Consider the following 19,217-nt stretch of genomic DNA (forward strand, 5'->3'; position numbering starts at 1 on the left):
CCGCCGCACTTCGAGAGCTCCGCCACAGACAAAGGCCGACGGAGACCCTTACACCCGGCGTACCGTGGGAGAACTGGGGACTTCGGCGCGCACACGGCCTCCGGTTCACGCTCCGTGTGGGCAAGCTCACCTAGGGAGTCGGCTCGGCACAGAGTGTCGCCAGTACCTAAACTCACCTTGTTTCAAGGAGGGAGCCATCGTGCGCAAGGTGCTCATCGCCAACCGTGGCGAAATCGCTGTCCGCGTTGCTCGCGCGTGCCGGGACGCCGGGATTGCCAGTGTGGCGGTCTACGCGGATCCGGACCGGGACGCGCTGCATGTCCGCGTTGCTGATGAGGCGTATGCGCTGGGTGGTGACACCCCGGCGACGAGTTACCTCGATGTGGCCAAGGTGCTTGCCGCGGCGGCCGAGTCGGGGGCGGATGCCGTTCACCCGGGGTACGGGTTCCTCTCCGAGAACGCCGATTTCGCGCAGGCGGTCCTGGATGCGGGGCTGACGTGGATCGGTCCGCCGCCGCAGGCGATCCGGGACCTGGGCGACAAGGTGGCGGCCCGTCACATCGCCCAGCGGGCCGGTGCGCCGCTGGTCGCGGGCACCGCCGACCCCGTCGCGGGCGCCGAAGAGGTCGTGGCGTTCGCGCAGGAGCACGGGCTGCCGATCGCGATCAAGGCGGCCTTCGGTGGCGGCGGGCGCGGTCTGAAGGTCGCCCGGACCCTGGAAGAGGTTCCCGAGCTGTATGACTCGGCGGTGCGTGAGGCGGTGGCCGCGTTCGGCCGCGGCGAGTGCTTCGTCGAGCGCTACCTCGACCGGCCCCGGCACGTGGAAACCCAGTGCCTGGCCGACAAGCACGGCAACGTGGTCGTGGTCTCCACCCGTGACTGCTCGCTGCAGCGCCGCCACCAGAAGCTGGTCGAAGAAGCCCCCGCCCCGTTCCTGTCCCCGGAGCAGAATGCGGAGCTGTACCGGGCGTCGAAGGCGATCCTGCGGGAGGCCGGCTACGAGGGTGCGGGCACGTGCGAGTTCCTGGTGGGCCAGGACGGCACGATCTCCTTCCTGGAGGTCAACACGCGTCTGCAGGTCGAGCACCCGGTCACCGAAGAGGTCACCGGCATCGACCTGGTGCGGGAGATGTTCCGCATCGCCGACGGCGAAGAGCTCGGCTACGACGACCCGCCGATGCGCGGGCACTCCTTCGAGTTCCGCATCAACGGTGAGGACCCGGGCCGTAACTTCCTGCCCGCCCCCGGCACCGTCACCCGCTTCGACGCCCCCTCGGGTCCGGGCGTGCGCCTGGATGCGGGCGTGGAGTCGGGCAGTGTGATCGGTCCGGCGTGGGACTCGCTGCTGGCGAAGCTGATCGTCACCGGCGCGACGCGGGAGCAGGCGCTGCAGCGGGCGGCGCGGGCGCTGGCGGAGTTCAAGGTGGAGGGCATGGCCACGGCCATCCCCTTCCACCAGGCCGTGGTCACCGACCCCGCCTTCACCGCCGACCCCTTCCACGTCCACACGCGCTGGATCGAAACCGAGTTCAACAACACCATCGAGCCGTTCGCGGGATCGGCGGTGGCGGAGGACGAGGCGGAGACCGAGGGCCGGGAGACGGTCGTGGTCGAGGTCGGCGGCAAGCGCCTGGAGGTCTCGCTGCCCTCGTCGCTGGGGATGACGCTGGCGCGCACGGCGGCGGCGGGCGGGGCCAAGCCCAAGCGGCGTGCGGCGAAGAAGGCCGGCTCGGCCGCCTCCGGTGACGCGCTGACCTCGCCGATGCAGGGCACGATCGTGAAGGTCGCGGTCGAGGAGGGCCAGGAAGTCGCCGCGGGCGAACTGGTCGTCGTCCTCGAAGCGATGAAGATGGAACAGCCCCTCAACGCCCACCGGGCGGGCACGATCAAGGGCATCACCGCCGAGGTCGGCGCGTCCGTCTCCTCCGGCGCCGTCATCTGCGAAATCAAGGACTGACGCGACACCGTCAGCCACGACCTGCGGGCCCTTGCCGAGCGATCGGCGGGGGCCCGCGGCCGTTCCCGTCAGAAGGTGGGACGGGCCGTCGCAGCGGGCCGTCGCAGGGGCCCTCGTACGGATGGCGCCCTCCGGCCGCCAAGGCCAGTGGCATCCTTGGCAGACGGGGAGCGAGAGGGAGGACTCGGCAGCCATGGCCACGGACATCACGCAGGCGTCACCACGCCCCATGCGCGCGGACGCGCGGCGCAACTACGAGCGGCTGCTCGTGGAGGCCCGTACCGCTTTCACCGAGCACGGCATGGACACCTCCCTGGAGGACGTCGCCCGCCGGGCCGGGGTCGGCATCGGGACGCTCTACCGCCACTTCCCCAACCGCACGGCGCTCATGAGCGCCGTCTTCCAGGTCGAGGTCGACGGCCTCCTCGCCCGCTCCCGCGAGCTCCTCGCCTCCCCCGAGCCGTGCCGGGCGCTGGTCGAGTGGCTGCGGGCGTGCGTGACGCACGCCAGCACCTACCGGGGCCTCTCGCGGGCCCTGCTGGCGGCCCAGTCGGACGAGGCGTCGGCGATGTCCCGCTGCAGCCTTCCCCTGCGGGAGGCGGGGAGCGTGCTGCTGGCACGGGCGCAGGCGGCGGGAGCGGTCCGCCCCGGCGTCGGCATCACCGACGTCATGCAGCTGACGAACGCGATCTCCCTCGCCGCCGAACAGTCCCCGGAGGACCCGGACTTGCCGGACCGCCTCCTGACCCTGACGCTGCAGGGCCTGGCCACGAAGCCGTGCCCGGAAGGCCCCTGACCCGACCCAGCGTCGCCGCTACCGCCGCCTCGGGGCCAGGTCGGCCACTCTCGCCGTCGGGGGTTCGCCGCCCAGCGATCCCGTGCTGCGCAGCTGGGGCGACGAAGGGGCGCCGCCCCCGCCCTGGGACTGGCCGCCCGGAGGCATCGAGTGGTGGCCGCCGTGGCCGCCGGAGCCGTGCGTGCGGCGCTGGCCCGGCAGCGGGGGCACATCCCGCCGCCGCTGCTGCTGCGGCACCTGCTCGGGCCCCGGCCCGGGCCCCGCAGGGGCACCCGCGCCGGGCCCGGCGACCGAGATGTGGACGCCCTGGTCCGCGAGGGCCTGCAGCTCCGTCGCCGCGCGGTCGTCGTGCGACGGCGGCTCGTCCGTCACCAGCCGCGTGATCACGTCGGTCGGCACGGTCTGGAACATGGTGTCCGTGCCCAGCTTGGTGTGGTCCGCGAGCACGACCACCTCCGCCGCCGCCTGCACCAGCGCCCGGTCCACACTCGCCGAGAGCATGTTGGACGTGGAGAGGCCGCGCTCCGCGGTCAGCCCGCTCCCCGACAGGAACGCCCGGCTGACCCGCAGGCCGTGCAGGGACTGCTCCGCCCCGCTGCCCACCAGCGCGTAGTTGGACCCCCGCAGCGTGCCGCCGGTCATGACGACCTCGACCCGGTTGGCATGGGCCAGCGCCTGGGCGACGAGCAGGGAGTTGGTGACGACGGTCAGTCCCGGCACGCGCGCGAGCCGGCGGGCCAGCTCCTGCGTGGTCGTGCCGGCGCCGACGACGACGGCTTCGCCCTCTTCGACGAAGCTCGCCGCGAGATCGGCGATGGCCGTCTTCTCGGCGGTCGCTAGATGGGATTTCTGGGGGAAGCCGGACTCCCGGGTGAAGCCGCCCGGCAGCACCGCACCGCCGTGCCGGCGGTCGAGGAGTCCTTCGGCCTCCAGTGCCCGCACGTCCCGCCGTACGGTCACTTCGGAGGTCTGGACGACGCGGGCGAGCTCACGGAGCGAAACCGCCCCGTTGGCCCGCACCATTTCGAGGATCAGTTGGCGACGTTCTGCAGCGAACACGAAACCGACAGTAACGCCAACGACCATCCGTTTTCAGCAGGTTGCAGCAATTAACGGAAGTTGTCCGCTGCGGAACGACCAAAGTGGTATAGGAGGCCCGGACTCAAGGCCAAAGCCTCCCCGACCACGCAGCGCGACAATCGAGCCCCTAAGCCTCGCGCTGCGTCTTCCGCGTGTGGAGCTGCCGCGCGACCTCCGCGAGCGAACCGGACAGCGACGGGTACACCGTGAACGCGTTGGCGATCTGCTCGACCGTGAGGCTGTTGTCCACGGCGATGGAGATCGGGTGGATGAGCTCGCTCGCCCGCGGGGCGACCACGACGCCGCCCACCACGATGCCCGTGCCCGGACGGCAGAACATCTTCACGAAGCCGTCCCGGATGCCCTGCATCTTCGCGCGCGGGTTCCGCAGCAGCGGAAGCTTGACCACCCGCGCGTCGATCTTGCCGCTGTCGACGTCGGCCTGGGTGTAGCCGACGGTCGCGATCTCCGGGTCCGTGAAGACGTTCGCCGAGACCGACTTCAGGTTGAGCGGCGCCACCGCGTCACCCAGGAAGTGGTACATCGCGATGCGTCCCTGCATCGCCGCGACCGACGCGAGCGCGAGCACGCCCGTGCAGTCACCGGCGGCGTACACGCCCGGGGCGCTGGTGCGCGAGACCCGGTCGGTCCAGATGTGCCCGGACTCCTTGAGCCGGACCCCGGCCTCCTCCAGCCCGATCCCCTCGGTGTTGGGGATGGAGCCGACGGCCATCAGGCAGTGCGAGCCCGTGATCACACGGCCATCGGCCAGCGTGACCTCGACCCGGTCACCGACCCTCTTCGCGGACTGCGCCCGCGACCGCGCCATCACGTTCATGCCGCGGCGCCGGAAGACGTCCTCCAGCACGGCCGCGGCGTCCGGGTCCTCACCCGGCAGCACGCGGTCCCGCGAGGACACCAGCGTCACCTTGGACCCCAGCGCCTGGTACGCGCCGGCGAACTCCGCGCCGGTCACGCCCGAGCCCACCACGATGAGCTCCTCGGGGAGCTCCTCCAGGTCGTACACCTGGGTCCAGTTCAGGATGCGCTCGCCGTCCGGCAGGGCGTCCGGGATCTCGCGCGGGTGCGCGCCCGTGGCCACCAGGACCGCGTCCGCGACCAGCGTCTCCTCGGTGCCGTCCGCGGCCCGCACGACCACCCGGCGCGAGCCGTCCGGCGCCTGGTTCGGCTCCAGCCGGCCCCGGCCGCGCAGCACCCGGCCGCCCGCCCGCGTGACGGACGCCGTGATGTCGTGCGACTGCGCGAGCGCCAGCCGCTTCACACGGCGGTTCACCTTGCCCAGGTCCACGCCGACGACCCGGGCCGCCTGCTCCAGGGGCGGCGTGTCGTCGGCGACGATGATCCCGAGCTCCTCGTACGAGGAGTCGAAGGTCGTCATCACCTCGGCCGTCGCAATGAGCGTCTTAGAGGGCACGCAGTCGGTGAGCACCGACGCCCCGCCCAGACCGTCGCAGTCGACGACGGTCACCTCCGCGCCGAGCTGCGCGGCGACGAGCGCCGCCTCATAGCCGCCGGGTCCGCCACCGATGATCACGATCCGAGTCACGTACTCCATTGTCCCGTACCCGTCGAAGCGACTTCTCCCGGGGCCTCCACCGCGGATCCGTACCCGCATCCATGCGGCAATCCGTGCGAGAACCGGCAGGAGGTTCCGGACGAACCTCCCTTCGAGACTGCCATCCCAAATGCCGTCGCGCCTCACTCCCGTACCCTCGAAACCATGTCGCTCTACGCCGCGTACGCCGGCAACCTCGACGCGCGGCTGATGTCCCGCCGCGCACCCCACTCGCCCCTGCGCGGCACGGGCTGGCTCGCCGACTGGCGGCTGACCTTCGGAGGCGAGCAGATGGGCTGGGAAGGCGCGCTCGCGACCGTGGTCGAGGCGCCGCGCTCCCAGGTGTTCGTCGCGCTCTACGACATCGCTCCGATGGACGAGGACTCGATGGACCGTTGGGAGGGCGTCGGCCTCGACATCTACCGCCGGATGCGGGTCCGCGTGCACACCCTGGACGGCGAGGAGCCCGCGTGGATCTACGTCCTGAACGGTTACGAGGGCGGCCTGCCCTCCGCCCGCTACCTCGGCGAGATCGCCGACGCGGCGGAATCCGCGGGCGCTCCCCACGATTACGTGATGGAGCTCCGCAAGCGCCCCTGCTGACGGGCCGGGGCCGGGCGGTGACGACTGCGTCTCGTCACAATCCACAAAGCAACAATCGGAACACCGTGACCAGTGACATCTACGCGCGTAGGCGAGAAGCGGCTACCCTCGTCCGCGTGAACGCATCAGTTACTCCCGACATCCAGGCCGACCCGTACGCCGCGGCGGACGCCGCCGCTGCCCGTCTGCGCGAGCTCACTGGCGCCGAGACCCACGACGTCGCCCTGGTCATGGGCAGCGGCTGGCTCCCCGCGACCGAGGCGCTCGGCACCCCCGAGGCCGAGTTCCCGGTCACCGAGCTCCCCGGCTTCACCGCCGCCGCCGTGGCGGGCCACGCCGGCACGGTCCGCTCGTACAAGATCAACGAGAAGCGCGCCCTGGTCTTCCTGGGCCGCACGCACTACTACGAGGGCCGTGGCGTCGCCGCGGTCGTGCACGGCGTGCGCACCTCCGTCGCCGCCGGCTGCAAGACCGTCGTCCTCACCAACGGCTGCGGCGGCCTCCGCGACGGCATGCGCCCCGGCCAGCCCGTGCTGATCAGCGACCACATCAACATGACGGCGACCTCGCCGATCGTCGGCGCCAACTTCGTCGACCTCACCGACCTGTACTCCCGCCGTCTGCGCGCGCTCTGCAAGGAGGTGGACGAGACCCTGGAGGAGGGCGTCTACGTCCAGCTCCCCGGCCCGCACTACGAGACGCCGGCCGAGATCCGCATGGTCCGCACCCTCGGTGGCGACCTCGTCGGCATGTCCACCACGCTGGAGGCCATCGCGGCCCGCGAGGCGGGCGCCGAGGTCCTGGGCATCTCCCTCGTGACGAACCTCGCCGCCGGCATGACGGGCGAGCCGCTCAACCACGAAGAGGTCCTCCAGGCCGGGCGCGACTCCGCGTCCCGCATGGGCCAGCTGCTGGCCCAGGTCCTCCCGAAGCTCTGACCTTGCCGGTCCACGGCGCCGTTTCCCCTCGCGGGGTGCGGCGCCGTTCCCCTTGCCGGGGTCGGCAGCCGGTGCGGCACCGTGCCGGCACCCCCGCGCGCCTGCGGCGCGCGACACGCCCGCCCACCCGCCCGTTACCGGAAGCCCAAGGCCCGAGCCGGCCCGCGGGTGCGCACGCGCGGGAGGGGGCGGGGTGGGCCGGGGCTGGCAAGGGGCGTAACGCGTGATTTGTGGGCCCTGCTTCCGGGCACGCCAAGCTTGGGCCAGAGGGCCCGTAAATCATGCAGCCCCGGAAGCCCCGGCCCACCCCGCCCCCGACCCACGGACGACCGGTCACCGGCCCGACCACACCACACCAGACAAACCCTCCGTAGGAGACACCGTGGAGCGAGACGACGCCCTCATCGCCCAGGCCCGGTCCTGGCTCGCCGAGGACCCCGACCCCGACACCCGCGAGGAGCTCGCCCGGCTCATCGACGCCGCGTCCGCCGGGGACACCGCCGACCTCGCCGACCTCGCCGCCCGCTTCGCCGGCACCCTCCAGTTCGGCACCGCCGGCCTCCGCGGCGAGCTCGGCGCCGGCCCCATGCGCATGAACCGCTCCGTCGTCATCCGCGCCGCCGCGGGCCTGGCCGCGTACCTCAAGAAGCAGGGCCACACCGACGGCACCGTGGTGATCGGCTACGACGCCCGCTACAAGAGCGCCGACTTCGCCCTCGACACCGCGGCCGTCATGGTCGGCGCCGGCCTCAAGGCGGCCGTCCTGCCCAAGCCGCTCCCCACCCCCGTCCTCGCCTTCGCGATCCGCCACCTGGGCGCCGTCGCCGGCATCGAGGTCACGGCCAGCCACAACCCGCCGCGCGACAACGGCTACAAGGTCTACCTCGGCGACGGCTCCCAGATCGTGCCGCCGGCCGACGCGGAGATCGCCGCCGAGATCGCCGCGATCAAGAGCCTGGCCGACGTCCCGCGCCCCTCCGCCGGCTGGGAGACCCTCCGCTACGAGGACGTCGTCGGCGCCTACCTGGAGCGCACCGACGCCGTCCTGACCGGCGGCTCCGCCCGCGACGTCCGCGTCGTCTACACGCCCATGCACGGCGTCGGCCGCGACGTCCTGACCGCCGCCTTCGAGCGGGCCGGCTTCCCCGCCCCGACCGTGGTCGCCGCCCAGGCCGAGCCGGACCCGGACTTCCCGACCGTGGTGTTCCCGAACCCGGAGGAGCCGGGCGCCATGGACCTGGCGTTCGCCACCGCCCGCGAGGCCCGGCCGGACATCGTCATCGCCAACGACCCGGACGCGGACCGCTGCGCCGTCGCCGTCCCGGACCCGGACGCCGCCGAGGGCTGGCGCATGCTCCGCGGCGACGAGGTCGGCGCGCTCCTCGCCACGCACCTGGTGCACAAGAACGCCCGCGGCACGTTCACGACGACGATCGTCTCGTCCTCGCTGCTCTCCCGCATCGCCGCCGCGAGCACCGGCACCCCGTACACGGAGACGCTCACCGGCTTCAAGTGGCTGGCCCGCGTCGACGGCCTGCGCTACGCCTACGAGGAGGCGCTGGGCTACTGCGTCGATCCCGAGGGCGTCCGCGACAAGGACGGCATCACGGCGGCCCTGCTCGTCGCCGAGCTGGCGGCGGAGCTGAAGCAGAAGGGCCGCACGCTCGGCGACCTCCTGGACGACCTGGCGGTCGAGCACGGCCTGCACGCCACGGACCAGCTGTCGGTGCGCGTCCAGGACCTGTCGCTGATCGCCGACGCCATGCGGCGCCTGCGCGAGCAGCCGCCGGCGGTCCTGGCGGGCCTGCACGTGACCTCGGCCGAGGACCTGGCCAAGGGCACGGCGGCGCTGCCGCCCACGGACGGCCTGCGGTACCACCTCGCCGGTGACGAGTCCGGGGCCGTCTCGGCCGCGCGGGTGATCGTCCGGCCGAGCGGCACGGAGCCGAAGATCAAGTGCTACCTGGAGGTCGTGGTCCCGGTCGCCGACGCGACCGCGCTCGCGGGGGCGCGGGCCAAGGCCGCGGAGGTCCTGGCCGCGATCAAGGCCGACCTGTCGCAGGCCGCGGGCATCTGACCGGGGCCCCAGCCACCGCCGGACGGCCTGAATTCCGTCAGGCCGTCCGGCGGACGGCGTCACCGTCTCAGCCGGCCACCAGCAACACCACGAACAGCACCAGCCCCACCGCGGCGGGTACCAGCACCTCGTAAGCCCACCGCACCGCGACCTCGCCCTTCGCGTCCTCGCGCGAGGCGCCCCGCTCGGCGAGCTCCTGCAGCTCGGTGATGGTCCGGTCGGCCGGGGCCTGCTGGTCCGCACCGCCCCGAGCGGCCCGCTTCCGCTGCCGCAGCGAGACGGGGACGGACCACAGCTGGTACGTGGCCCCGCCGGCCAGCACCTCGCTCGAATAGCCGGCCCGCACCGCGTCCACCGCCGCCCACGGCAGCGTGATCGTCCGGAACGGGTTGCGCACCAGCAGGCGCGAGGCCCCGGCGAAGACGGCCGGCCGCAGGGTGAAGGCGATGATCAGCGGCACGACGCACAGCAGGCCGGCCAGCGCCAGCCAGGGCGTACGGCCAGCGCCGCGGATCGCCGCGTCACCGCCGAGCCAGCCGGCGAGCGCGAGCAGCAACACGCCGGCGGCCATGCCGGCGGGCGAGCGGTAGCGTCTGTCGGCGTATTCCTGTTCGGGCCTGGGGGTCATCATGGCCAGATTCTGCCTGACGCCTCCCGCGGGGGCCCCGGACGGCCGCTCCGGCACCGCCGGGATACCGCGGCCGGGCCGCGAGGCACGTCCGGCACCGCCGGATTCCACCATCGTGGCTGCTCACCGCCCCGGCGGAAAGAACAACCGGCACATGCCCGCCCCAACGCCCAGCGACCGGGCCGCAAGCCTCGTCCGGCACTGCGGCCGGGCCGCGAGGCACGTCCGGCACCGCCGGGCTCCACCATCGTGGCTGCTCACCGCCCCGGCGGAAAGAACGGTCGGCACACGCCCGCCCCAACGCCCAGCAGCCGAGCCGCACGCCTCGTCCGGCACGCAAGACCCATCCGGCACCGCCGGTACGCCACCGCGGCCAGACCGCAAGACCCGTCTCGCACCACCGGTACGCCACCGCGGCCAGGCCGCAAGACCCGCCCCGCGCCACCGGTACGGCACCCGCGGCCCGGCCGCGATACCCGTCCCCCACCGCCAAATTCCCTCATCGTGCCTGCTCACCGCCCCGGCAGAACACGTGCGTACGGCGCCCCGCACGCAGCCCCCCGGCCGGACGGCCACCCCGCTCCGACGAGCGGCGACTCCGACAGGGGTGTACACGCGCTACGCGCGTAGATATGCTCATCTGGTGACCATGCCCACCACAGTTCCCGCACACGGCAACGACGCCGCGGGGCGGCTGAAGGAGCTGGCGGACGCGACCGCCTCCGACAGCGCGCTCCGCCGCTTCCTGCACGGACTCCCGGGGGTCGACGCGGTCGGGCTGGAGGCCCGCGCCGCCTCGCTCGGCACCCGCTCGATCAAGACCACGGCGAAGGCGTACGCCATCGACCTGGCGATCTCGATGATCGACCTCACGACGCTCGAGGGTGCCGACACCCCGGGCAAGGTCCGGGCCCTGGCCGCCAAGGCCGTCAACCCCGACCCCACCGACCGGACGACGCCCCGCACGGCGGCCGTCTGCGTCTATCCCGACATGGTGGCGACGGCGAAGGCCGTCCTCGCCGGCACGGACGTGAAGGTCGCCTCCGTCGCCACCGCGTTCCCCGCCGGCCGCGCCGCGCTGCCGGTCAAGCTCGCGGACACCCGGGACGCCATCGAGGCCGGTGCCGACGAGATCGACATGGTCATCGACCGTGGCGCCTTCCTCGCCGGCCGCTACATGGACGTCCTGGAGGAGATCCGGGCCGTCAAGGCGGAGTGCGGCGACCGGGCCCGCCTCAAGGTGATCTTCGAGACCGGCGAGCTGTCGACGTACGACAACATCCGCCGCGCGTCCTGGATCGGCATGCTGGCCGGCGCGGACTTCATCAAGACCTCGACCGGCAAGGTCGCGGTCAACGCCACCCCGGCGAACACCCTGCTGATGCTGGAGGCCGTGCGGGACTTCCGCGCGCTGACCGGCGTCCAGGTCGGCGTGAAGCCGGCCGGCGGCATCCGCACCACCAAGGACGCGATCAAGTTCCTGGTCCTGGTCAACGAGACCGTGGGCGAGGAGTGGCTGGACAACACCTGGTTCCGCTTCGGCGCCTCCAGCCTCCTCAACGACCTGCTGATGCAGCGGCAGAAGCTGAGCACCGGGCGTTACTCCGGTCCCGACTACGTGACGGTGGACTGACCGACATGGCGAACCACATGGCCTCCAAGGCATTCGAATACGCTCCCGCACCCGAGTCGCGCGCGGTCGTCGACATCGCCCCGTCCTACGGCCTGTTCATCGACGGCGAGTTCGCCGAGGCCACCGGCGGCAAGGTCCTCAAGACGATCAGCCCCTCCACCGAAGAGGTGCTCTCCGAGGTCGCCCACGGCTCCGCGGAGGACGTGGACCGCGCGGTGAAGGCCGCCCGCAAGGCCTTCGAGAAGTGGTCGGCGCTGCCGGGCGCCGAGCGCGCCAAGTACCTCTTCCGGATCGCCCGGATCATCCAGGAGCGCAGCCGCGAGCTGGCCGTCCTGGAGACCCTGGACAACGGCAAGCCGATCAAGGAGACCCGCGACGCGGACCTCCCCCTGGTCGCCGCGCACTTCTTCTACTACGCGGGCTGGGCCGACAAGCTCGACCACGCGGGCTACGGCGCGAACCCCCGCCCGCTGGGCGTCGCGGGCCAGGTCATCCCGTGGAACTTCCCGCTGCTGATGCTGGCGTGGAAGATCGCCCCGGCGCTCGCCACGGGCAACACGGTCGTCCTCAAGCCGGCCGAGACCACGCCGCTGTCGGCGCTGTTCTTCGCGGACATCTGCCGCCAGGCGGGCCTGCCCAAGGGCGTCGTCAACATCGTCACGGGTGACGGCACCACGGGCGCCGCGCTCGTCGCGCACGAGGACGTCAACAAGGTCGCCTTCACCGGCTCCACGGCGGTCGGCAAGGCCATCGCCCGCACGGTCGCGGGCACGGACAAGAAGCTCACGCTGGAGCTGGGCGGCAAGGGCGCCAACATCGTCTTCGACGACGCGCCCATCGACCAGGCCGTCGAGGGCATCGTGGGCGGCATCTTCTTCAACCAGGGCCAGGTCTGCTGCGCGGGCTCGCGCCTGCTGGTCCAGGAGTCGATCCACGACGAGCTGCTGGACTCCCTCAAGCGCCGGCTGTCCACGCTGCGCCTCGGCGACCCGCTGGACAAGAACACCGACATCGGCGCGATCAACTCCGCCGAGCAGCTGGCCCGGATCACCGAGCTGGCCGACAGCGGCGAGGCCGAGGGCGCCGAGCGCTGGGCCCCGGCCTGCGAGCTGCCGGAGAACGGCTTCTGGTTCCGCCCGACGCTGTTCACGGGCGTCACCCAGGCCCACCGGATCGCCCGCGAGGAGATCTTCGGCCCGGTCCTGTCGGTGCTGACGTTCCGCACCCCGGGCGAGGCGGTCGCCAAGGCGAACAACTCGCAGTACGGCCTCTCCGCCGGCATCTGGACGGAGAAGGGCTCGCGCATGCTGGCCGTCGCGAGCAAGCTGCGCGCGGGTGTCATCTGGGCCAACACGTTCAACAAGTTCGACCCGACGTCGCCGTTCGGCGGCTTCAAGGAGTCGGGATTCGGCCGCGAGGGCGGCCGCCACGGCCTGGAGGCGTACCTCGATGTCTGATGCACGACTGAGTGTCTTCAAGACCTACAAGCTGTTCGTCGGGGGCAAGTTCCCCCGCTCCGAGAGCGGACGGGTGTACGAGGTGACGGACTCGAAGGGCAACTGGCTGGCCAACGCTCCGCTGTCCTCGCGCAAGGACGCCCGTGACGCGGTCGTCGCGGCCCGCAAGGCCGTCGGCGGCTGGTCCGGCGCGACCGCGTACAACCGCGGCCAGGTCCTCTACCGCGTCGCGGAGATGCTGGAGGGCCGCCGCGACCAGTTCGTGGCGGAGGTCGCCGAGGCCGAGGGCCTGTCGAAGGCGAAGGCCACGGCCCAGGTGGACGCGGCCATCGACCGCTGGGTCTGGTACGCGGGCTGGACCGACAAGATCGGCCAGATCACCGGCGCGACGAACCCGGTGGCGGGCCCGTTCTTCAACGTCTCCTCCACCGAGCCGACCGGCGTCGTCGCCGTGCTCGCGCCGCAGGAGTCGTCGTTCCTCGGCCTGGTCTCGGTGATCGCCCCGGCCATCGCCACCGGCAACACGGTGGTCGTGGTGGCCTCGGAGAAGGCCCCGCTGCCCGCCCTGTCGCTGGGCGAGGTGCTGGCCACCTCCGACGTCCCGGGCGGCGTCGTGAACGTCCTGTCGGGCCGTACGGCGGAGATCGCCCCGTCGCTGGCCGCGCACCAGGACGTCAACGCGATCGACCTCGCGGGCGCGGACGCCGGGCTCGCGAAGGAGCTGGAGATCGCCGCGGCGGACAACCTGAAGCGCGTGCTGCGTCCACAGGCTGTGGACTGGGCGGCGACGCCCGGCACGGACCGCATGACGGCGTTCCTGGAGACGCGCACGGTCTGGCACCCGACGGGTTCGCTGGGCGCGGGCGGTTCGTCGTACTGACCTGAGCGGTCATGCGGAGGCGGGGGGGGGGGCCGGGTCCCCCCCCCCCCCCCCCCCCCCCGCCCCCCCCCGGCAACTCGCGGGGGCCCTAAGCGCCGCCCCGCGCCGGGGGGGGGGGGGGGGGGGGGGGGGGGGGGGGGGCCCCGGGGGGCGCCCGCGGGGGGGGGGGGGGGGGGGGGGGCCCCCCCCCCCCCCCCCCCCCCCCCCCCCACGCCCGGATCCGCCCTGATCAGTCCGGGGTCCGTTCAGGTCCGTCCGGCTCAGTGCGCCTTCGGAGCCGCCGCGGGCCGCCCGGTCGGCAGCAGCGACGTGAGGTTGCTCGCCACGGGCAGGTCCGTCAGGCTGCCGCCCTTGGACATCGGCTGCGTCGCCGGCTTGGTGGTGACCGGCTGCATGGGGCCGACCTTCGTGCCCACCGTGTTGTCGAACGGGTCGACGGGCGTGCCGGCGAACGGGTTGGTCCGCAGGGTCTTGACCGTGTCGAAGATGCCCTCGGTGCCCGCCTCCAGGCCCTTGTCGGCCCCCTTGATGGCGGCGGGGATGTTGGTCTCGCCGAGCTGGGCGCGGGCCACGCCGCTGCCCATGCCGGCGGTGTCCATGCCGGTGTCGGCGCTCGCGGCGGCCGCGCCGCCCGCGGCGAAGGCCGCCCCCGCCGATACCGTCAGCCCCACGCGCAGCAGCATCCGGCGCCGGAGCGCTCTCGACGCCTTGCTGGCGGAGTGTGCGTGTCGTGCGTGCGAGGCCATGGCCACCTGCCGGGGTCTGGGATGCGAGCGAACGACAACGCAGCGTATGCGAGTGGTGACGGTGTGCGCATCATGCGACCCGGGGGGATCCCCCATGCGGAGCAATGCCTCACACTGGTGTCCCGTGACTCCCCATTTGAGCCCCGCGCGCGTCATCCTGCTGACCGGCCCGTCCGGTTCCGGAAAGTCGTCCCTCGCGGCCCTGACCGGCCTGCCCGTCCTCAACCTGGACGACTTCTACAAGGAATGCACGGACCCGACGCTGCCGCTGCTCGCGGACGGCTCGGGCACCGACTGGGACTCCCCGCTCTCGTGGGACGCGGACGCCGCCGTCGCCGCGATCGAGCAGCTGTGCCGCACGTCACGGGCGGAGGTGCCGCTCTACTCCATCGCGAGCAGCTCGATCACGGGCTCGAGCGTCCTGGACATCGGCCGCACGCCGCTGTTCATCGCCGAGGGCATCTTCGCCGCCGACATCATCGACCGCTGCCGCGACCTGGGCGTGCTGGCCGACGCCCTGTGCCTGCGCGGCCGCCCCTCGACCACCTTCCGCCGCCGTCTGGCGCGCGACCTGCGCGAGGCCCGCAAGCCCGTGCCGTACCTGATCCGCCGCGGCCTGCGGCTGATGCGCGCCGAGCGCGGCATCGTGGCCCGTCAGACTGCGCTGGGTGCGTACGCGTGCGGCAAGGAGACGGCCATGGGCCGGATAGCCGCCGCGGCGGCGGGCCGCCGCGAGAGCGTCGTCAACGTCTGACCGGCACCGGAGCAGAACACCGGACGCGCACGGAAGCGCGCCGGGGCGCGCGCGGTCGTGCGGATGACGCGCAGAAGCGGGTCGGGACAGGCCCCCCGGCTGTCCGACCCGCTTCCGCTCCCCCATGGCCCTGTCCGCGCTCCCCCGAGCGCCCCCCGTTCAGGGCCCCTTGTCGTTCGTGTCCCGCTCCCGCTCGCCGCCTCAGGCGACGAGCTCGCCGAAGGACTCCAGCTGGTCCCGGCCGGAGCCGATGACCTCGTCGTCGCGCAGGCGGCGCAGCGAGCGCCAGATGCTGCTCTTGACCGTGCCGACGCTGATGTCCAGGATCTCGGCGATCTCCGGGTCCGTACGGCCCTCGTAGTAGCGCAGGACGAGCATCGTGCGCTGCAGTTCGGGCAGCCGGGCGAGGGCCTGCCAGAGGACCGCGCGCAGCTCGGTGCCGCGCATCGCGTCGCTCTCGCCGGGCATCTCCGGCAGTTCCTCGGTCGGGTACTCGTTGAGCTTGCGCCGGCGCCAGGCGCTGATGTGCAGGTTCGTCATCGTGCGGCGCAGGTAGCCGCCGACGGCCGCCTTGTCCGTGATCCGGTCCCAGGCCCGGTAGGTGGAGAACAGCGCGCTCTGCAGCAGGTCCTCCGCCTCGTGCCGGTCGCCGGTCAGGTGGTAGGCGGTCGCGTACAGGGAGGCCCGGCGCTCCTGGACGTAGGCGGTGAACGCCGCTTCGGCGGACACGGCCTCCGTCCGGGACGCCCCCGTGTTCTCCCCCGTGGCGGCCGCCGGAGCCGCCCCCGCGGCCCCCTTGGCCTCCCCGTACGTGACCGCGTCGATCGCCACCATGTACGGCGGCCGAACGCGTCCGGTGCCGCGGGCGCACCCCCGCCCGCCCACGGCACCGGACTTCTCCGGGCCCCGTCCGGCGTCGTGCAGGCGCGTGCGAATGACTGCGCTTGTCGTGGTGCTGTGCAGTGTGTTCATCTCGCGCCCCCCGTCGGTGGAGCCAGCCTCGGTCCGATTTCCGTACCGGGCTTCGCTGCCCGATGACCAAAAGCCTGCCGGGCCAGTTTCATCGCGTTGTCCGCCGACTGTCACAGCCCTGCAACAGCTCGCGGGGGCTCCGGGGTGGCGCTGCGGGACCCCGCGCGGAGGGCACCGGTCGAACGACCGGCCAGACGTAGGCCAGAATGACCACCGTGCCTTCCCTGTTGCTGATCGAGGACGACGACGCCATCCGCACCGCTCTCGAGTTCTCCCTGTCCCGTCAGGGCCACCGTGTGGTGACCGCGGCGACGGGCGAGGACGGCCTCAAACTGCTGCGCGAGCAACGGCCGGATCTGATCGTTCTGGACGTGATGCTGCCCGGTATCGACGGTTTCGAGGTGTGCCGGCGGATCCGCCGCACCGACCAGCTGCCGATCATCCTGCTCACCGCGCGCAGCGACGACATCGACGTCGTCGTGGGCCTGGAGTCCGGCGCGGACGACTACGTGGTCAAGCCCGTGCAGGGCCGGGTGCTGGACGCCCGGATCCGTGCGGTGCTGCGCCGCGGCGAGCGCGAGACCAACGACTCCGCCGCGTTCGGCTCCCTGGTCATCGACCGGTCCGCGATGACGGTGACCAAGAACGGCGAGGAGCTCCAGCTCACCCCGACCGAGCTGCGGCTGCTCCTGGAGCTCAGCCGCCGGCCGGGGCAGGCGCTCTCGCGCCAGCAGCTGCTGCGCCTGGTCTGGGAGCACGACTACCTGGGCGACTCCCGGCTGGTCGACGCCTGTGTGCAGCGGCTGCGCGCCAAGGTCGAGGACGTCCCGTCGTCCCCGACCCTGATCCGCACCGTGCGCGGCGTCGGCTACCGCCTGGACGCTCCCCAGTGACCGGACGCGTACGGCGCTGGACCGCGGCCCGGAACGTGATGAAGCCGAGCCTGCGCTGGATAAGCCTGCGGCTGCGGCTGATGCTGGTCTTCGCGCTGGTCGCCCTGGCCGCCGCCGTCTCCGCCTCCGCGATCGCCTACTGGCTCAACCGGGACGCGGTGCTCACCCGCACCCAGGACGCGGCGCTCGACGACTTCCGCAAGTCCCTGCAGGACAACACCGGCACGCTGCCCCTCGGGCCGACCTGCCAGGAGCTGCAGGCGGCGGCCGACCGGATGGCGGCCACGTCGCAGAAGTACCAGGTGCTGCTGATCGGCAACGGCGAGGGCGGCAAGGCCTGTGCCGCACCGTCCGACCGCGACCTGTTCTCGCTGGAGGTCGTGCCCAAGTCGCTGCAGGCGGCCGTGAACCGCGAGCGCCGCGTGGACGACTCCAACCGCTACGCCTACCACCTGTACTGGCAGCGGATCACGCTGGAGGGCAAGCCGTACCTGGTGGGCGGCGCGAAGGTGATCGGCGGCGGGCCCACGGGCTATCTGCTGAAGTCCCTGGAGAACGAGCGCGCCGACCTCAACTCGCTGGCCTGGTCGCTGGGCATCGCCACCGGCCTGGCGCTGATCGGCTCCGCGCTGCTCGCGCAGGCCGCCGCCTCGACCGTGCTGCGGCCCGTGCAGCGGCTCGGCGACGCGGCCCGCAGGCTCGGCGAGGGCAAGCTGGACACCCGGCTGCGCGTCTCCGGCACCGACGAACTGGCCGACCTGTCGCGCACCTTCAACAAGACCGCGGAGTCGCTGGAGAAGCGCGTCGAGGAGCTCAGCGCCCGGGAGGCCGCGAGCCGCCGCTTCGTCGCCGACATGTCGCACGAGCTGCGGACCCCGCTCACGGCCATCACGGCGGTGACCGAGGTGCTGGAGGACGAGGCGGACAGCCTCGACCCGATGATCGCCCCGGCGGTGCAGCTCGTGGTGAGCGAGACCCGCAGGCTGAACGACCTGGTGGAGAATCTGATGGAGGTCACCCGCTTCGACGCGGGCACGGCCCGGCTGGTGCTGGACGACGTGGACGTCGCCGACCAGGTCACCGCCTGCATCGACGCCCGCGCCTGGCTCGACGCCGTCGAGCTGGACGCCGAGCGCGGCATCATGGCCCGGCTCGACCCGCGGCGCCTGGACGTCATCCTCGCCAACCTCATCGGCAACGCCCTCAAGCACGGCGGCTCCCCGGTGCGCGTCTCGGTCCGCACGGAGGACGACGCGCTGCGCATCGACGTGCGCGACCACGGCCCGGGCATCCCGGAGGACGTGCTGCCGCACGTCTTCGACCGCTTCTACAAGGCGAGCGCCTCCCGGCCGCGGTCCGAGGGCAGCGGCCTCGGCCTGTCCATCGCCCTGGAGAACGCCCACATCCACGGCGGCGAGATCACCGCGGCCAACTCCCCCGAGGGCGGCGCGGTCTTCAGCCTGACCCTGCCCCGGGACGCCTCGGACCTCGCGGAGCAGCCCGCCGGGGACCGCGACGGCGGCAACGGGAAGGGCGGCAAGTGAGAACGACCCCGCACCTGGGCAGGACCCTGCGCGGCACGGCGCTGACCCTCGCCCTGCTCGGCTCGGCCACGGCGTGCGGCATCCGCGGCACCGCGGTGCCGGTGGACGCGGGCGGGGCGCCGTCGCGCTCGTCGTGCGTCGTCAAGCCGGAGCACAGCGTCCCCTCGGGCGCCGCCACGGTGACCGTCCAGCTGGAGTGCACCTCGCAGCTGGTGCCCGTCACCCGGCCCGTCCCCGGGCCCGAGACCTCCGAGGACGCCGTGGCCGTCGCCCGGCTGCTGCTCGACGAGCTCCGCAGGACGCCGTCGGCCGAGGAGACCGAAGCGGGCATGTCCACGGTCGTGCCCCAGCGGCTGACCGTCGCCGGGCCGCGGCCCGGCGACCCGGCCGGGACGCTGCGGCTCAGCAAGGACCCCGCGGAGCTCCCGCAGATCGGGCTGGCGCAGCTCGTGTGCACGTACGCGGGGACGGCCGCGGCCGACGGGAAGCGGGCGGTGGTCCTGGGCGGGCCGTCCGGTGCGCGCCCGCTGAGCTACGCGTGCACCGACGAGCTCCGGGTGCATCCGGACAGCGCGGACATCGCGGGCACCGCGGTTTCGTAGGGCCCGTCGCCGCGGTGGTCGCGGCACCGCCGGGCCGCCACGCCGTGGTGCGAGTCCGGCGGCATATGCCGTAGCGGGGAG

The 19,217-nt window shown here is 72.9% G+C and carries 17 protein-coding genes; 12 read left to right on the plus strand and 5 right to left on the minus strand.

Translation table 11 applies throughout. The features are described 5' to 3' along the window. Positions 1–199: 199 nt before the first annotated feature. Together ACFZCD_RS17225 and ACFZCD_RS17230 are read left to right on the plus strand one after the other, a co-directional pair. A complete protein-coding gene (locus ACFZCD_RS17225) occupies positions 200–1,957 on the plus strand; it encodes an acetyl/propionyl/methylcrotonyl-CoA carboxylase subunit alpha (RefSeq protein WP_391829360.1) in 1,758 nt (585 codons plus the stop codon). 193 nt (positions 1,958–2,150) lie between these two features. Next, the gene (locus ACFZCD_RS17230; protein WP_391831560.1) at positions 2,151–2,753 is read left to right on the plus strand and encodes a TetR/AcrR family transcriptional regulator; all 603 of its coding nucleotides are present in this window, start codon (positions 2,151–2,153) and stop codon (positions 2,751–2,753) included. Between the two features lie 18 nt (positions 2,754–2,771). On the opposite strand, the gene ACFZCD_RS17235 is transcribed toward ACFZCD_RS17230, so the two are convergent. Both ACFZCD_RS17235 and ACFZCD_RS17240 read right to left on the minus strand, forming a co-directional pair. After that, positions 2,772–3,776 carry a DeoR/GlpR family DNA-binding transcription regulator gene (locus tag ACFZCD_RS17235; protein WP_391832233.1) on the minus strand — a complete coding sequence of 335 codons (1,005 nt, stop codon included), beginning with the start codon at positions 3,774–3,776 and terminating at the stop codon, positions 2,772–2,774. Positions 3,777–3,960: 184 nt separating this feature from the next. Further along, positions 3,961–5,409: an NAD(P)H-quinone dehydrogenase gene (locus tag ACFZCD_RS17240; RefSeq protein ID WP_391831562.1), complete on the minus strand. Its 1,449-nt coding sequence runs from the start codon at positions 5,407–5,409 to the stop codon at positions 3,961–3,963. A 165-nt stretch (positions 5,410–5,574) separates the two neighbouring features. Between ACFZCD_RS17240 and ACFZCD_RS17245 the strand changes: the two genes are divergently transcribed. The 3 genes from ACFZCD_RS17245 to ACFZCD_RS17255 all read left to right on the plus strand — a co-directional run bounded on the left by ACFZCD_RS17245 (position 5,575) and on the right by ACFZCD_RS17255 (position 9,027). Then, positions 5,575–6,012, plus strand: a complete 438-nt coding sequence (locus tag ACFZCD_RS17245) for a gamma-glutamylcyclotransferase (RefSeq protein ID WP_130879574.1) — start codon at positions 5,575–5,577, stop codon at positions 6,010–6,012. 116 nt (positions 6,013–6,128) lie between these two features. Beyond that, positions 6,129–6,950 (plus strand): purine-nucleoside phosphorylase, encoded by an 822-nt coding sequence (locus tag ACFZCD_RS17250; RefSeq protein ID WP_391831564.1) that lies wholly within the window; start codon positions 6,129–6,131, stop codon positions 6,948–6,950. A gap of 382 nt (positions 6,951–7,332) precedes the next feature. After that, positions 7,333–9,027: a phospho-sugar mutase gene (locus ACFZCD_RS17255; protein ID WP_391831566.1), complete on the plus strand. Its 1,695-nt coding sequence runs from the start codon at positions 7,333–7,335 to the stop codon at positions 9,025–9,027. A 67-nt stretch (positions 9,028–9,094) separates the two neighbouring features. Here the strand turns inward: ACFZCD_RS17255 and ACFZCD_RS17260 are convergent, their stop codons facing one another. Further along, positions 9,095–9,658 (minus strand): PH domain-containing protein, encoded by a 564-nt coding sequence (locus ACFZCD_RS17260; protein WP_391831568.1) that lies wholly within the window; start codon positions 9,656–9,658, stop codon positions 9,095–9,097. A gap of 646 nt (positions 9,659–10,304) precedes the next feature. On the opposite strand from ACFZCD_RS17260, the gene deoC reads away from it, so the two are divergent. The 3 genes from deoC to ACFZCD_RS17275 are packed head-to-tail and all read left to right on the plus strand — an operon-like array spanning position 10,305 to position 13,625. Further along, positions 10,305–11,288, plus strand: a complete 984-nt coding sequence (gene deoC, locus ACFZCD_RS17265; protein ID WP_391832235.1) for a deoxyribose-phosphate aldolase — start codon at positions 10,305–10,307, stop codon at positions 11,286–11,288. Between the two features lie 5 nt (positions 11,289–11,293). Continuing rightward, positions 11,294–12,745, plus strand: a complete 1,452-nt coding sequence (locus ACFZCD_RS17270; protein ID WP_391831570.1) for an aldehyde dehydrogenase family protein — start codon at positions 11,294–11,296, stop codon at positions 12,743–12,745. Next, the gene (locus ACFZCD_RS17275; RefSeq protein ID WP_391831572.1) at positions 12,738–13,625 is read left to right on the plus strand and encodes an aldehyde dehydrogenase family protein; all 888 of its coding nucleotides are present in this window, start codon (positions 12,738–12,740) and stop codon (positions 13,623–13,625) included. The genes ACFZCD_RS17270 and ACFZCD_RS17275 overlap by 8 nt, the downstream gene beginning before the upstream one ends. A gap of 260 nt (positions 13,626–13,885) precedes the next feature. Here the strand turns inward: ACFZCD_RS17275 and ACFZCD_RS17280 are convergent, their stop codons facing one another. After that, positions 13,886–14,296 carry a hypothetical protein gene (locus ACFZCD_RS17280; RefSeq protein ID WP_391831574.1) on the minus strand — a complete coding sequence of 137 codons (411 nt, stop codon included), beginning with the start codon at positions 14,294–14,296 and terminating at the stop codon, positions 13,886–13,888. Between the two features lie 169 nt (positions 14,297–14,465). Between ACFZCD_RS17280 and ACFZCD_RS17285 the strand changes: the two genes are divergently transcribed. Beyond that, positions 14,466–15,125, plus strand: a complete 660-nt coding sequence (locus ACFZCD_RS17285) for a uridine kinase (RefSeq protein WP_391831576.1) — start codon at positions 14,466–14,468, stop codon at positions 15,123–15,125. Between the two features lie 201 nt (positions 15,126–15,326). On the opposite strand, the gene ACFZCD_RS17290 is transcribed toward ACFZCD_RS17285, so the two are convergent. Beyond that, entirely contained in the window at positions 15,327–16,097 is a 771-nt protein-coding gene (locus tag ACFZCD_RS17290) for a SigE family RNA polymerase sigma factor (RefSeq protein WP_391831578.1), read from the minus strand. A gap of 215 nt (positions 16,098–16,312) precedes the next feature. On the opposite strand from ACFZCD_RS17290, the gene afsQ1 reads away from it, so the two are divergent. The 3 genes from afsQ1 to ACFZCD_RS17305 are packed head-to-tail and all read left to right on the plus strand — an operon-like array spanning position 16,313 to position 19,136. Further along, positions 16,313–16,990, plus strand: coding sequence for a two-component system response regulator AfsQ1 (gene afsQ1 / locus ACFZCD_RS17295; protein ID WP_173864811.1), 678 nt, complete (start codon positions 16,313–16,315; stop codon positions 16,988–16,990). A gap of 38 nt (positions 16,991–17,028) precedes the next feature. After that, positions 17,029–18,534, plus strand: coding sequence for an ATP-binding protein (locus ACFZCD_RS17300; protein WP_391832237.1), 1,506 nt, complete (start codon positions 17,029–17,031; stop codon positions 18,532–18,534). After that, entirely contained in the window at positions 18,531–19,136 is a 606-nt protein-coding gene (locus ACFZCD_RS17305; protein ID WP_391831580.1) for a hypothetical protein, read from the plus strand. The genes ACFZCD_RS17300 and ACFZCD_RS17305 overlap by 4 nt, the downstream gene beginning before the upstream one ends. Positions 19,137–19,217: the final 81 nt, after the last annotated feature.

The organism is Streptomyces sp. NPDC008001 (genome assembly GCF_042958085.1).
GTDB lineage: Bacteria > Actinomycetota > Actinomycetes > Streptomycetales > Streptomycetaceae > Streptomyces.